The 14,740-nt window shown below is 39.0% G+C and carries 13 protein-coding genes and 1 tRNA gene; 7 read left to right on the plus strand and 7 right to left on the minus strand.

Annotated elements, in window-relative coordinates; genetic code table 11:
* The first annotated feature begins 54 nt into the window (after positions 1–54).
* Positions 55–918, plus strand: a complete 864-nt coding sequence (locus IE867_RS03415; protein ID WP_192483387.1) for a LysR family transcriptional regulator — start codon at positions 55–57, stop codon at positions 916–918.
* Here IE867_RS03415 and IE867_RS03420 read toward each other — a convergent pair.
* On the minus strand, positions 915–1,697 hold the full coding sequence (locus tag IE867_RS03420; RefSeq protein ID WP_192483388.1) for a hypothetical protein: 783 nt from the start codon (positions 1,695–1,697) through the stop codon (positions 915–917). The genes IE867_RS03415 and IE867_RS03420 overlap by 4 nt on opposite strands.
* Positions 1,698–1,866: 169 nt before the next feature.
* Here IE867_RS03420 and grxB point away from each other — a divergent pair, with 169 nt between their 5' ends.
* From grxB to IE867_RS03435, 3 genes are all read left to right on the plus strand, one after another.
* A complete protein-coding gene (gene grxB / locus IE867_RS03425) occupies positions 1,867–2,532 on the plus strand; it encodes a glutaredoxin 2 (RefSeq protein ID WP_192483389.1) in 666 nt (221 codons plus the stop codon).
* Between the two features lie 6 nt (positions 2,533–2,538).
* Positions 2,539–3,717, plus strand: a complete 1,179-nt coding sequence (locus tag IE867_RS03430) for a mandelate racemase/muconate lactonizing enzyme family protein (RefSeq protein ID WP_192483390.1) — start codon at positions 2,539–2,541, stop codon at positions 3,715–3,717.
* Positions 3,718–3,847: 130 nt separating this feature from the next.
* Positions 3,848–3,940: transfer RNA gene (locus IE867_RS03435), tRNA-Ser, on the plus strand.
* Between the two features lie 170 nt (positions 3,941–4,110).
* Here the strand turns inward: IE867_RS03435 and tadA are convergent.
* Positions 4,111–4,587, minus strand: a complete 477-nt coding sequence (gene tadA, locus IE867_RS03440; RefSeq protein ID WP_318779308.1) for a tRNA adenosine(34) deaminase TadA — start codon at positions 4,585–4,587, stop codon at positions 4,111–4,113.
* A gap of 143 nt (positions 4,588–4,730) precedes the next feature.
* Here tadA and IE867_RS03445 point away from each other — a divergent pair, with 143 nt between their 5' ends.
* The 3 genes from IE867_RS03445 (at position 4,731) to IE867_RS03455 (ending at position 11,164) form a co-directional block, all read left to right on the plus strand.
* On the plus strand, positions 4,731–6,527 hold the full coding sequence (locus IE867_RS03445; protein WP_192483391.1) for an autotransporter assembly complex protein TamA: 1,797 nt from the start codon (positions 4,731–4,733) through the stop codon (positions 6,525–6,527).
* A complete protein-coding gene (locus IE867_RS03450) occupies positions 6,524–9,814 on the plus strand; it encodes a translocation/assembly module TamB domain-containing protein (protein ID WP_192483392.1) in 3,291 nt (1,096 codons plus the stop codon). Before IE867_RS03445 ends, IE867_RS03450 begins: the two co-directional genes overlap by 4 nt.
* A 69-nt stretch (positions 9,815–9,883) precedes the next feature.
* Positions 9,884–11,164 (plus strand): DEAD/DEAH box helicase, encoded by a 1,281-nt coding sequence (locus IE867_RS03455; RefSeq protein ID WP_192483393.1) that lies wholly within the window; start codon positions 9,884–9,886, stop codon positions 11,162–11,164.
* Here IE867_RS03455 and cdd read toward each other — a convergent pair.
* The 5 genes from cdd to IE867_RS03480 all read right to left on the minus strand — a co-directional run bounded on the left by cdd (position 11,134) and on the right by IE867_RS03480 (position 14,669).
* A complete protein-coding gene (gene cdd, locus IE867_RS03460) occupies positions 11,134–11,529 on the minus strand; it encodes a cytidine deaminase (RefSeq protein WP_192483394.1) in 396 nt (131 codons plus the stop codon). The two genes, IE867_RS03455 and cdd, sit on opposite strands and share 31 nt — an antisense overlap.
* 11 nt (positions 11,530–11,540) lie before the next feature.
* Positions 11,541–12,638 (minus strand): 3-isopropylmalate dehydrogenase, encoded by a 1,098-nt coding sequence (leuB, locus tag IE867_RS03465; RefSeq protein WP_192483395.1) that lies wholly within the window; start codon positions 12,636–12,638, stop codon positions 11,541–11,543.
* Positions 12,639–12,660: 22 nt separating this feature from the next.
* Positions 12,661–13,818: an ATP-binding protein gene (locus IE867_RS03470; protein WP_192483396.1), complete on the minus strand. Its 1,158-nt coding sequence runs from the start codon at positions 13,816–13,818 to the stop codon at positions 12,661–12,663.
* A gap of 161 nt (positions 13,819–13,979) precedes the next feature.
* The gene (locus IE867_RS03475; protein WP_192483397.1) at positions 13,980–14,330 is read right to left on the minus strand and encodes a nuclear transport factor 2 family protein; all 351 of its coding nucleotides are present in this window, start codon (positions 14,328–14,330) and stop codon (positions 13,980–13,982) included.
* A gap of 6 nt (positions 14,331–14,336) precedes the next feature.
* Positions 14,337–14,669, minus strand: coding sequence for a helix-turn-helix domain-containing protein (locus IE867_RS03480; protein WP_117003231.1), 333 nt, complete (start codon positions 14,667–14,669; stop codon positions 14,337–14,339).
* Between the last annotated feature and the right edge of the window lie 71 nt (positions 14,670–14,740).

Below are 14,740 nucleotides of genomic sequence, written 5' to 3' on the forward strand. Positions count from 1 at the left end.
GCTATAAGCTTTCGACGTACCATAATCACAAATTAATGACAATCGTGACTTCTTATGCAATTGCCTCCATTAAAGTCCTTGCCTTATTTTATTGCTGTTGCCAAACACAAGCACTTTGCTCAGGCTGCTGCCGAGCTTAATCTTACAGCCGGTGCGATTAGCCAACAAATTAAACAGTTAGAGCAATACCTTGGGACAACGCTTTTTAACCGTGACACGAAGCATGTTGAATTAACACATGATGGCATGAGTTATTACAAAGAAATTGAAGCTGCATTGATTCATATTGAGCAAGCAACCAGTCAGATTAAACCACTTAATCAAGATACGGTACAGTTACGTATATTTTCAACACTTGCCGTACAGTGGCTTATCCCACGACTAAGTGATCTTTATCTAAAACACTCAGATATCAATCTCAATATGATGACATCAACTGAGTTAAAAACACATGATGTCGATAATGCTGATCTAAGCATTCAATTGGAATTAGCGGATCCAACCAGTAAAGCAGTTAAGCTATGGCAAAATCAACTGACCCTTGTCTACAACCCGAAGATCATTAAAGCCAATGAGATAAACAAGAGCCCTGCAATTATCGTGAATCACCCCTTGCGTGAACAAGATTGGCAGATTTTCTGTGGGTCTACGCATTTATCAATGCCTAGCAAAAAAATATCTGTTGCCACAACTATTCATGCGCTTCAAGCCGTTGAAAATGGATTGGGCAGCTTTGTTACGCACTTGCCGCTTGTTTATGCATTAATTCAAAACAAACGTCTTAGTATTTGGCAAGAACCTTTGCCATTATCGCAATACTATTACTTAGTTGATAACCAACCACACCGGCATACTGCAAATAAAAAAATTGTGCATAATTGGTTGGTAAAGCAAGCACAGCAGTATTTTGAAAGTTAGATAACACCAAAAGTGTAATCTATAAGTTTTACTCGATTATCTGCATTTTCTGATGCTGAAACCCAATAGGTAAAGCCAAGTTCTGCTATTTGAGCATCTTGTTTTATTGTGAAAAAGGTTTCACAATAAGGAGATTCTGTTGTCAAGAAACAATGTCTTTTTCCGACATTAACCGCTTTTTCATTGCTAAACTCCGCATCTAGCAAAATGGGATAGTTTAACTTCTTTTCCTCATATTCCGCTAGCAAAGCGTAGACGACTTTATAACGATTACCTTTTATCAATTTTGCAGTGTCTGGACTAATGCTCTGATCATTATCAGTTTTGATAAAGACCTGATTTTTAGCAAATATCATTCCATTCATAAAATTCAATTTTTCAGTTATCTGATGTTCACCATCTGCTGTTTTTAGCACTAGCTCTTGTGTGCAATACTGCAAGCTGCCAAGGTTGACAGTAAAAGCATTTTTACCACCACCAACGATAAGATCAGCTTCATCTGTTTTTAGTGTGATGTCTTGACAGTTCCCCTTCCCTATAATTGCTTTTACCTTCACAGGCTCTTCTCCTATTGCCAAAGACTTCACCCCTGCTAATGACACATCAACAATATTCCCTTGGGAGGTCGAATATAAACTTAAATGTGATGTTTGAATCTGATAATCACTAAAGCCACTATCACCAGCCTCAGATCCACCACCACCGCCGCCACAACCACTTAAAGCAAAGCTGCCCATGATTAAAAATTTGGAGCATATCTCTTTGGTCAGACCTGTCATTGTTTTCCTTATCTGAATTTACCGCACACGGCAGACATTTCACCGCAAAGAATCAATCAGATCCAGATACAAAAACATACAAAAAGTAAACTTACCTGCTAATCACAATTGTGATTTACAGTGCTTTTGTGGACAATAGCTTATTCCATTGCTTACATATACTATTGATATGAAACTTTATATTTATGAACACTGCCCTTTCTGTATCCGTCCACGCATTATTTCTGGACTAAAACATATTCCACTTGAACTAATTTATCTTGCCAATGATGATGAGAAGTCCCACTTTGATCTCATTGGCAAGAAACAAGTGCCTTTTTTACAAAAAGATGATGATAGCTTTTTGATTGAAAGCTTGGATATCTGTCAATATCTCAATAATTTTGATAAAAAGCCAATCTTAAGTGACGAAATCACGACAAGCACCAAACTCATTAAACTCACGACACTGCTAAGCAATACCAGTAAATCACTGGTCTACCCAAGCTTTCTGAATCATCCACTTAATCAACAAGACTTTCCAACGCAAAGTGCCAAAGACTATTTTGAGCGTAAGAAAGAAAAGTACATTGGTTGCTTTAAGGCAAATTTACACTTCCCAGATGCCGCCATTGAAAGCACACAAGCAATTTTGAATGAACTTGATAAGCTTATGACATACATCTATGCTAGCTGCAACCAATTGTCTTGGGATGATATTATAGTTTTCCCAATATTGCGTAACCTAGGCATTATCAGTCATCTCATCAATATTCCTGAAAATATTAAGCGCTATGTTAAATACTTAGCGCATGAAGCGGATATTGAGCTTTATACTAACTTCAACCAAGGATAGTAACTTATGAAAATCACTCAAATTGAAATTTTTGATATTCACTGCCCCAAGCGTCCAGCATGGTCACCCGTGTTTGTGCGCATTCATACCGACAAGGGGTTAACGGGAGTCGGTGAGGCAGGTCTTGCTTATGATCTTGGTCATTCCGCTGCGGCACATATGATTAAAGAGTTTGCGAAAGAGATGTTATTAGGAGTTGATCCATTTGCTACTGAACATCTTTGGAATCGTATGCTGCGCGAGAGCTTCTGGGGATTAGGTGGCGGACCTGTAGTCTACTCAGCGATGAGTGCGATTGATACCGCACTTTGGGATATCAAAGGTAAAGCGCTTGGTTTACCAGTTTATCAACTTCTGGGTGGTAAAACCAATAAAAAACTGCGCACTTACGCCAGTCAATTACAGTTTGATTGGGATTGTTATGAACGTAAGACTTTATTCAAACCCGAAGACTATGCCAAAGCAACTGAAAAAGCAGTTGCTGAAGGTTATGATGCGGTTAAAGTGGATCCGATGATGTTTGATCACAAGGGAGACACGATTTACAACTGCACCTTGCCATTTCGCCGTGATCATTTAAATCTCATTCGTGCACGCATGCAAGCGATTCGCGATGTATTGGGTGAAAATGGCGATATTATTTTTGAGTGCCATAGCTTGCCAGGTCTTACATCCGCCTTGCAACTTGGTGAAATTGCTGAAGAATTTAACTGCTTATACTTTGAGGAACCTGTTAATTATTTGAATAGTAAATTGCATGAACCACTTAAGCAAAAACTTAATGTCCCTATTGCTGCAGGTGAGCGCTTGTATCTACGCCATGGTGTACGCGAATATCTTGAGAAGCAAACCGTTGATGTTTTGCAACCCGATATTGGTTTGTGTGGCGGTCTAACTGAAGCAAAAAAAATCTGCGATTATGCCGATATGTATGATGTCAAAATCCAAGCGCATGTGTGCGGCGGCCCTGTAGCAACTGCTGCTAGTTTACACTTAGAAACAGCAATTCCTAACTTCATTATCCATGAACATCACACCTATGCCTTAAAAGACTTTAATCGCGAACTTTGCCTACAAGATCCACAACCTGTTAATGGTTTCTTTGAAGTATCAGAAACACCAGGACTTGGGATTGAATTAAACGATGAAGTGGTAATGAAATCTCCTAGGATGGTTATTAAATAAATCACCACTTTTACTGCATAGCTTCATAAGCGATTTTTATGCTTTTTGATTTGATTCTATTCGATTGCAAAATATCAGCATTAACCACTTGACATAGCAAGGTCAAGTCGATAAATTGTCGCAGTACCGCGGAGAGATGGCCGAGAGGCTGAAGGCGCTCCCCTGCTAAGGGAGTATGGGGCTAATAACTCCATCGGGGGTTCGAATCCCCCTCTCTCCGCCATAATCAATCATTTCAACACCGCTCAAACCCATGTAAATCAATAGATACAGCACGTTTTAAAGAGTGAATAAGATTTCAAAATACCCCCAACCCCCAATATAACCTCTCCCCTGACGGGATAATTCGTGCAGCTGACATTACATGGATGAAGGGGATAATAAAGACTCAACTTATTTGTTATGCTTTTTCTGCAACCGCCGCTCACTAAAAAACGCTTTAAGCATCTCACTGGCCTCATCTGCCAAGATGCCACCTTCCACATCTAGATAATGATTTAAAAATGGCTCTGTATGTAACTGTGCTTTTGAACAGACGACACCTGCTTTTGGTTCTTTGGTCGCAAAATAAAGCGTTCTGATACGTGCGTGCACCATCGCACCTAAACACATCATACATGGCTCTAAAGTGACATAGAGATCACACTCAGGTAAGCGATAGTTTTGCATTGTTTGTCCTGCATCGCGCAATGCAATGATTTCAGCATGTGCTGTTGGATCGTTATTCATAATCATCTGATTAAAACCCCTCCCAATGATTTGATTATCTTTGACAATAATCGCACCAACGGGGACTTCATTATGCACTTGCGCTTTCTTTGCCTCTAATAGCGCATACGCCATCCACTGTTCTTTATTCGTTAACATCATATTATTAATACTCACTACACACTATCTCGCCACTTAATACCATTAAGTATTTTCTGATAGCGTAGTTTATTTATCTATACCATAAGTTAGCCTATACTATACTACACTTTATCAACAACATGACCCTATAGAGCAAGATTAAGATGTTAAGGAAGACTATTCTTTGTATATTTTTTATATTTAGCCTATTTAGCCTTAGCTTCTTGTACGCTGCTGATGACAATAAAAGTGATTCAAAAACACCAACTCTCGATATTGTCATTAATGGTATTAGTGATAACAAAATCACATCAAGCATTCTTGATAATATCAGCTTATCACGCTTTAAGTCGTTTGCTGTTTCTCACCCTAATCAAATGCAACTACTACTTAAAAAAAGTGATGATGAAATCAAAACGTTACTTGAGCCCTATGGTTACTATAAGCCAGTCATTACTACAGACTTTAGTGTCAAAGATAAGCTGTGGATTGCAACGTTTAATGTCAAACTCAATGAACCATTACATATTGATGCCTTAACCGTTAATATCAATGGCTCAGGTCAACATTCTAAAATCGCTACTAAAACACTAAATGACTTACCACTAAAGCAAGGTGACATTCTAACGCAAACTGCTTATGAAAAATCTAAAGCATTACTGACTGATAGCTTTTTTAACGCCGGCTACCTAGATAGCGAGCTTACGGAACATGAAGTTCGCATTAATATGCTTAAATACACTGCTGAAGTTATTTTAACCGTTAATACTGGTGAGCGTTATAAGATCGGTGCCATTAATATCAAGCAACAGCGTTATGATTATGCTGAGCGTTTTATCAATGATATTATCAAGGTCAGCATCGGTGACGCTATGTCGCAGAAAAAAATTACCAAAGCCAATAAACGTTTACAAGATAGCGGCTATTTTAGCAATGCTCAGCTTGTCCCTAAAATCTCTAAGCGCGATAAAGTTAACAAGACCGTTCCTGTCGATTTAAACTTAACCGCGGGGCATGCGCGCACTTATACTTTTGGTGTGGGTTATGGCACATTTACAGGTCCTAGGGTAAGCTTTGGCACGCTTTTTCGTCATGTTACCGATACCGGACAGCAGTTCTCCTTTAACGTCTCAGCATCTCCTGCCAATAGCACTTTTAGCACAAGCTATGTTTTTCCAGGCAAAGACCCATTACATGATAACTGGAGCCTTATTGCCGAGCAAAGCTATATTGAAACCGATACCTACAATGAGCGCCAAACTAATTTTGGCATTGCACGCACCCACAAATATGGTCATTGGCAAACCACCGTGAGTTTACAGCAATATCTTACCAATTATGATACCGTCGCTAACCCCAATAATACCAACGGCAAATACCTCGTTCCGGCTTTAACCCTTCTATACGATGGCAGCTGGCAAAATGGCTTTTGGCGTCAAGGTTTAGTGTGGAATGAACTATTACAAGCCTCCATCAAGTCCCCACTTTCGGATCAAGATTTTATTCGTAATAGCATGAGCATTTATTACTCACTTCCTATTAATCCTGAATGGAACCGTTTGCTATTTTCCGCGAACTGGGGATTTATTACGGTCGATAACATTCAAAATATTGCCCCTAATTTTCGTTTTTATGCCGGTGGTGTCAACAACCTTCTGGGCTATCCCTTCTTAAGCCAAGGGCCTACAGTCAATGGCAATGTCACGGGTGGTCGCTATCTTGCCACAGGTCTTGCTGGCATTGAGCAACGCATTTATGGCAACTTCAGCTCAATGCTTTATTATAACTTGGGTAATGCTGCCAATAAGCCTAATTTTAGTGATGTTGATATTCTACGTGCGGCAGGTATCGGGCTTAGCTATAAAACACCACTTGGACCCTTTATGATATTTTTCACACGCACATTAAATCATAATAATGAACACTGGCGTTTTGATTTAAGTATTGGGATAAGCCTATGACAAGGCTACGTAAAACCGTTAAATGGTGCTTAATCACGCTCTTGAGTCTCATATTGATCATTACACTGGCGCTTGGATTTTTATTATTTACCACGCCAGGATTGAAGATAACGCAAAAAATGACCAATCACTTTTTACAGCCGCTTGGCATTAGTCTTAAAGGCAATATTTCAGGTCAAATTAACCAACTCAAACTTGATGAACTTGATATTAAAAACGACACCGTCGATATTCGCTTAAGCCACGTTGAACTGTCGTTATCATTGTGGTCTTTGATTAGTCGCCAAACGCTTGATGTTAAGCATTTATCCTTAGATAAAGTCTATGTTGATGTCAACACGCATTCAACAGATAGCGATCACAATGATCAAGCACATGAAGATGATAGTCCTTTTAGTATGCCGCTTGCGCTCTATGCTAAAAACATCAATGTCAATGATGTACAATATTTGATGAATCAGCAATTAATCGTCTATGCTACAAGCATCAGTGCAGACGATATTAATTTAGTTGATGACAAACTAGCGCTTAACCAAGTTTCCGCCAATGTCCCCGCTTATTCAGCCAGTGCAACGGTAAATAGCGGTTATATTATACTAAACGCGCCTTTTAAAACGCATTTAAAAGTCAATCTATCTGCCACACAAAGTGGTGCTGATATCAGGAGCACACAAACTCAAATCATCGGTAATTTTGCAGATAAATTTAGTATCATGAGCGATGGTATTATTCACTATAAAATGAAGCCTTACCCTTACTCACTTGTTTCAAGCTTTGATCGAGGTAAAATCGTCAATCAGCTTAAACTTGATCATCTTGCCACGATTAATAATACATTGCTATTTAATGATCAACTGGATTGGTCAGTTAATCTTAGCTCTTTAAATCCAGCGGTACCACTCAAGTTCAACATCGGAGGCAAGCTTAATACCACTGATCATGATCTTCGACTTAAAACCAGCTTTTGTGATATTTTTAGCAACGATACTGAGTTACGTTGTCATGTAAGCCTATCTAGCAACAATGGCGTTTTTCACTTAAATCAATTCAAGCTTACTAACCCACGTAATGATGATCGTGTGCAAATCAAACTCACGCAATCTAAACAAGATATTCAAGCACAATGGGAAGTTTTTGTGAATAATCTTAATACTTACCCTTTTAACGTCAGTGGCAACATCTATTCACAAGGAAAAATTGACATCAACGATAAGACAACCAAAGCACTCAAAATGACCCTTGATGTCCGTGACTTTCTCTATAAGCAATTTGATCTTACTAAACTTGTATTAGCTGTTGATAATCACGCATTAACATTCAATGCCGATTCTAATAAAATCTCAACACTGATTAAGATGCAATTACAGAGTCTCTCACTGTCAAAGATTACGGCGAAGCTCAATACTTTAGACTTTACTAGTAAAACCTTTAAGCAAAACTGGCATCTGACGAAAGCTGTTGATTTAGCAATTAGTCCTGATAAAAGTAGCATGAGTAATCTATGCCTTCTGGCATCCAATGATAACCATTTTTGCATCAATGCCTCATTAGCACCTAATGCCATTGCGGTTCAAACAGTTGGTGAGATCATCCCTGCGCAGTTTATCCCTAATCTGCCTTATGGCGGTGATAGCTTTGCCTTAAGTTTCAAGGGGAACTATTTACAACAACCTAATAGTGATCCCAAAGCCAATTTTAGTATCTCTGGACATGGCTTGTTCTTCGCTAACAACACCTCATGGTTTAAGCAATTACAACAGATTGTGCCGCTCCATCAATTATCCTATACTACTAATCTTAATACCAATCTATCACTTCAAGATCAAAAGCTCATATTAAATAGCAATATTTCCTTTCCACAAAACACACTGTCACTTAAGCTTAATAGTGATAATTTTGATTTATATAATTTGAGCAAAGCAAACTTAACTGGTGCACTTGAGCTATCATCAACACGCCTTGATTGGGTGAGTAATTTTATCCCACAATTCCCAACATTAATTAATAAAGGTGATTTACATAGCAGCCTACAAATCACGGGCACTTTGTTTGACCCAAACGTTGATGGTGATGTTGCACTTAAAGATGCACAAATTGAGCTACTACCATTAAATACCACCTTAGATGATATCAATGCCAATATTATGATACGCAACCCATTGAATGCTAAGATTAACCTCACTGCTAATATCCAGAAATCACCACTAACTGTTAGTGGATTTGTTGATTTGCACGATGCCACACCAAATACCAATATTAATATCAATGGCAAAAAACTGTTAGTGCTTAACACGCCTGATATGGAAGTCACGGTCAGCCCTACTTTACATTTCAGCCAACAAAACGGCAGCAGTAATTTAAGCGGTAATATCTTTATTAATAAGTTAATTGTTAATCTTGCTGATATGAAAAGCAGTAGTCTGCAAAATACCATTCAAAACGATGTTGTCTATGTCAACAATAGTAATCAAGCAATACAAACACAAAAAAACACACCATTTAGCATGAATATCAATATCGATATGGGTAAGAATGCCCATGTCTCAGGGCTTGGCCTTGACACTAATATTCAAGGCAAGTTAAACATCATTAGCCAACCAAATCAACCAATGCTTGGCGTTGGTACGCTGCAACCAGTTAATGGCGTATTTAGCGCTTATGGTAAAACATTTAGTGTAGATCCTAAATCAACTATTCAGTTTAATAACTCGCCAGTTGGTAATCCAATGCTAGCAATTACCACATTTTACAACATTCCCACTTCTATGAAACTAACACAATCAAATGCACCTGATACCATCGGCATTGAAATCACTGGCATGGCAAATAATCCAAAAATTCAACTGTTCTCAGATCCGAGCATGTCACAAACAGATATTCTTTCTTATATCTTATTTGGTCAAGTACTAAATAATGCCAATAGCAGCCAAACATCATCTGATGCACTATCGCAAGCAGCGCTTTTAATTGCGATTAATGAAGGGGGTAGTGGTGTCATTGATGAGCTTAAAGACAGACTCTCTCTTGCTGAGTTTTCACTTGGCAACTTAAGTAATAATCCAACCAATACGACAAACAACACAACAACAGGGCAAAACAATACAGCAGTTTTCATTGGCAAACAAGTAACCTCGCGACTTTATCTAAGCTATGGTGTTGGCGTATTCACGGGTGAACAGCAAGGGATTGCTACCTTTTCACTCACACCACAATGGAAGCTCAAAGGTGAGATAACAAGCTTTGATCGTGGTGGTGACATTCTTTATCAAACACATTCTGAAAACTAAAAAATAACTATCCATTCAGTGCCAATATGTCTATGCTTAGCACAAATTACTCAATGTTTATAAATATCGATGTCATTCTCCTCATTAGGCTTAAGCACTGCCATTTTAAATGCGCTGGCAGAACAAGGTTATAAATCACCATCTCCCATCCAGCAAAAGGCCATTCCAGCTGTTTTAAGCGGGCGTGATGTACTTGCTGCAGCACAAACCGGCACGGGTAAAACCGCCGCATTCACCTTGCCCATTTTAGAAATGTTAGCACAAGGACCACAGTCAACTGCCAATCAAACGCATGCCCTTATCTTAACGCCAACACGTGAGCTTGCTGCCCAAATAGAGACAAATATTCAAGCATATAGTACGAACTTGCATTTGCGCTCTTGTGTTGTATTTGGCGGAGTTAAAATCAATCCACAAATGATGCGCTTACGTAAAGGGACTGATATTCTGGTGGCAACACCTGGGCGGTTACTTGATTTATATGAACAAAATGCCATACGCTTTGATCGCTTAAAATTTTTAGTCCTTGATGAAGCCGATCGTATGCTTGATATGGGTTTTATCCATGCCATTCGCAAAATTCTAACGCTTGTACCGAAAAAGCGCCAAAACTTGATGTTTTCAGCAACCTTTAGTCCTGAGATCAAAGCGCTTGCTAAATCTATTGTCCATAACCCTTTAGAAATCTCAGTAAGCCCACCGAATCAAGCAGCACCCAAAGTCAAACATTGGATCGCTCCGGTTGATAAAAAACAAAAAACTAACTTACTCATCAAACTCATTAAAACCCATAATTGGGCACAAGTCTTGGTTTTTTCACGCACTAAACATGGTGCCAATCATCTTGTTGGTAAACTCGAAAAAGCGAATATCAAGAGTGCTGCGATTCATGGCAATAAAAGCCAAGGCGCACGCACCAAAGCATTAAGTGATTTTAAAAACAATGAAGTACAAGTATTAGTGGCAACAGATATCGCTGCTCGTGGCTTGGATATCAGTCAACTGCCTTGCGTGATCAACTTTGATTTACCGAATGTGCCGGAAGATTACGTCCATCGCATTGGACGCACAGGACGCGCGGGCGCCACTGGAGAGGCGATTTCTTTGGTCAGTGCCGATGAGTTCCCACAGTTAGCCGATATTGAGAGACTCTTAAAAAGAGCGCTCGAGCGCGTTATTATTGATGACTTTGATCCGGTACACAGCCTACCGCAATCTAATCCGCATAATTATAAAACCATCAAGAAAGTAACACCTAAAAAGCCAAAGATTGAACATCGCAATGGGCAAAATGCCAGACGACATCCCAAGGGTAATCGTCAAAGACAGAATCGCTCTGGCAACAAGTGATCAATTGAATATTGTTGATGCTCTGTGCCATTCTGATTAAAGAGGTGAATCGCAACATCATTATCAAAAAACTCTGCCATAACTTGCCGACAAGCACCACATGGTGTGACCGGCTTTTTGGCATCCGCTGTGACATAGATCGCTTTAAAATCGCCTTTACGCGCGCCACTGGCAACCGCTGCATTAATTGCCACCATTTCAGCACATGAACCCACGGGAAAGCTTGCGTTTTCAACGTTGACACCCTCGTGAACATCACCGTTTTTAAGCTCAACCACTGCAGCAACACTAAAATTTGAATACGGCGCATAAGCACGCTTTTTTAATGCTTGCAGCTTTTTAAATACTTCGTTTATTTCACGCATTCACAACTCGCTTAATAGGTTAATGCTGATTCTGTCAGTGCTCTGACAATCTTCTGCGTGATTTCTTTACTGCCTATACTTGCAGTACCACCCGCAATATCCGCGGTTCTAAAGCCTTGAGCTAAGACTTGGTCAGTTGCCTGATCGATCGCTATCGCCTCCTCATGCATACCAAATGAATAAGATAACATAAGAGCGGCTGATAGAATCTGCGCAATCGGATTAGCAATATCTCTACCCATAATATCAAAGGCTGAACCTCCTGCAGGTTCATATAAGCCAAAGCCTTCTTTATTTAAGCTAATCGATGGTACAAGCCCTAAAGAGCCAGGCAACACCGATGCCAGATCCGATAAAATATCGCCAAATAAATTACCCGTTACAATCACATCAAATTGCGCAGGGTTCAACACTAGCTGCATTGCTGCATTATCCACATACATATGCTTCAAGGTCACATCTGGGAAGTTTTTTGCTTCTTCATTAGCGATATCACGCCAAAGTCTTGAGGTATCTAATACATTGGCTTTATCAATAGAGCTCAAGATCTTGCGCCTTTCACCCGCGCGCTTAAAGGCAGCTCTAACAATATGTCGAATCGTCTGCTCATCATACTCGGCAACATCCGTAGCACAGCGTATACCTTCTTTATTGACAAAGCGCTTATGCTCACCAAAGTAAATATCTCCTGATAACTCACGAAAGATCTCAATATCAGCACCATTGACAATGCGTTCATTCTTGATAGGGCTATTATCTTTTAATGCCGGAAACATTTTAATCGGACGAATGTTCACCCCAAAATCAAACGTTTTGCGTAAGGCTAAAATGCTCTTTGCCTCACAACCCTGCCATTTAGGATCATTTTGCGCATCGACCGCCCCCCCCACTGAACCAAATAAAATGGCATCTGCAGATTTGCAAATATCAATGGTTTGTTTCGGGCAATGCTCAGCATAAACATCAAAGGCGGCACCACCAATCAAAGCTTCTTTATACGTAAATTCGTGGTTGTATTTATTGGCAACTGCATCTAGTACATCAATGGCACACGCCATTACCTCAGAACCGATACCATCCCCTGCTAAAATTGCGATTGTTTTCTTCATTTTTTAAGCACCTTCTACTTATCTATAATTCATCATTCCATAACCGCTGTAAGAATACTTGCCAAGGCAGAATTAAAATTCCACTTGGTAAAGCTCTAACTTCCTGATCCAAGCTTACCACATAAGCTTTGGAATTTGGGTGTTCATCTTTAAATGCTTTAAGTCCCTTAATATCAGCACTACGCACATGTTTTGAGATCTTTATTTCTACTGCTATTTCTGCATGATTTATGACAAAGTCCACCTCAAGTCCAGTTTTAGTTCGCCAATATTCTATTGGATAATCTAATTCGTTATAGCCGCGAAAAGCAATTAACTCCATTAAAATAAAATGTTCAAATATTTTACCTGCTCTATCTCCTTGTAGCGTAGTCAAGTATTGACCAGTCAACTGATTAAAGACACCTGTGTCAAACAAATAAAACTTTACCGTTTTTGACAAAATATCTCGCGTAACTTTTTTATTATAAGGCTTTATTTCGTAACCAATCAATGTGTCATACAGTATTTGAAAGTATGCTTTTACTGTTTTTTGGTCCACTGCACAATCAGCTGCAATCTTAGTGTAATTTAACAATTCACCACTACAAAAAGCAGCAGCATCCAAGAACTTAGCAAATCCTGATAGGTTTCTTACCAGTCCCTCCGCTTGAATTTCCTCTTTTAAATACTCTTGCACATATGCTCGTAGAGATCGCTTGACATGAATAGCCTCTGCATCATAAATTCTTGGCAACAACCCATGATTTAATGCTTTTAATAAATCAAATTCTGGTATTTCAGCGCTTGTCAAAGGAAAGCATTCAAAGCGCCAAGCTCTACCACCTAGCAAATTTGCTCCTCCTCGTTTAAGTTTGCGAGCACTTGAACCACAGAGAATAAAGGCTATCTGTTGTGATTCTATTAGATAGTGCACCTCATCTAATAAAGCTGGCACTTTTTGTACTTCATCAATAATAACAGGCAAGCTTCTTTGCTCTTTCGGAAGCCCAGCAATCACTTCACGAAGCGTTCCAGGGTACTTTTTATAACGCTCATAAACATCGGATAATAAAAGATCAATTTTGTACGAGTCAGGGAACGCTTGCTTTAAATAGGTAGATTTGCCTGTTTGTCTTGCGCCCCATAAAAAGGCACTTTGCTCCTGAGGTAAAGATAAATTTATTTTTCTTTCATACATAAAAACCTCACTAACACGGAATTCAGTCCATCAAAGTATAACTTATCCGGAATAAAGTGAAAGTAAAAATTAATCTTAATTGACACACATTTTATAACCAAAGCCTTTAATATCTCTCAAAACCGTTCACCAAAATACTCCGCACCCACTTCCCACAAGGACTATTGCACTGGAGTTCCTTGGTGAAAAATCAATTTCCATTCATTTGATTTTTTAACCCAAATTGAGCTGCGATTCGCTCGAAGCTTTGCATTTCCAACCTCACTAACATAGGTCACTTGCTTAATATTCTCGCCAATATCATGCACTTGAAAGTTTTCAAGTGGAAGCTTCGCTTTAATTTCCTGATAAGAATGTGCTAAGGTTTCCTCACGTGTATAAATACGTCCTGAACGCCCATACTCAAAAAAAGTTGCATCTAAAACACTGTCCATATAAGCCAAATCAAATCTTGTTTTTTCAAGCCACAAGGATTCTTCAAGAGTTTGTAACTTTTTGTTTAGTTCAATCATAAATAATCAAATCGCTGATAATTTTCCATCACTAAGGCTTATTGCATAATCTAGATTATTCTTCCTTAGCATATCTTGAATGGCAATAGTGACAAAAAAACGTTTGCTTTGCCCAAGCATTTTGGCAAACTCAATCGCCTTAGCAATAGTCAGCCCTTTTCTGTCATTTTCTATGTCTGACAACCTTGTTTTACTGATTTTAAGTACTTCATCAGCAAACATTTGCTGTGTCATATTTTCATATTCAGTTAAACGAATATTTTTAATCAATGTACCAAAAGTCAATGGTGTTTCAAGTTGCTCATTAAGAAAATCGATAGCGTTAACGTTTCTGCTCATAGTTTTTCACCTTCAGTTATTCGCGTCAAAATGTACGCCAAAAAGGCGTTATCCGCAACCTCATTATCTCA

It is taken from the genome of Cysteiniphilum marinum, from assembly GCF_014857925.1.
Taxonomy (GTDB): Bacteria; Pseudomonadota; Gammaproteobacteria; order Francisellales; family Francisellaceae; genus Caedibacter; species Caedibacter marinus.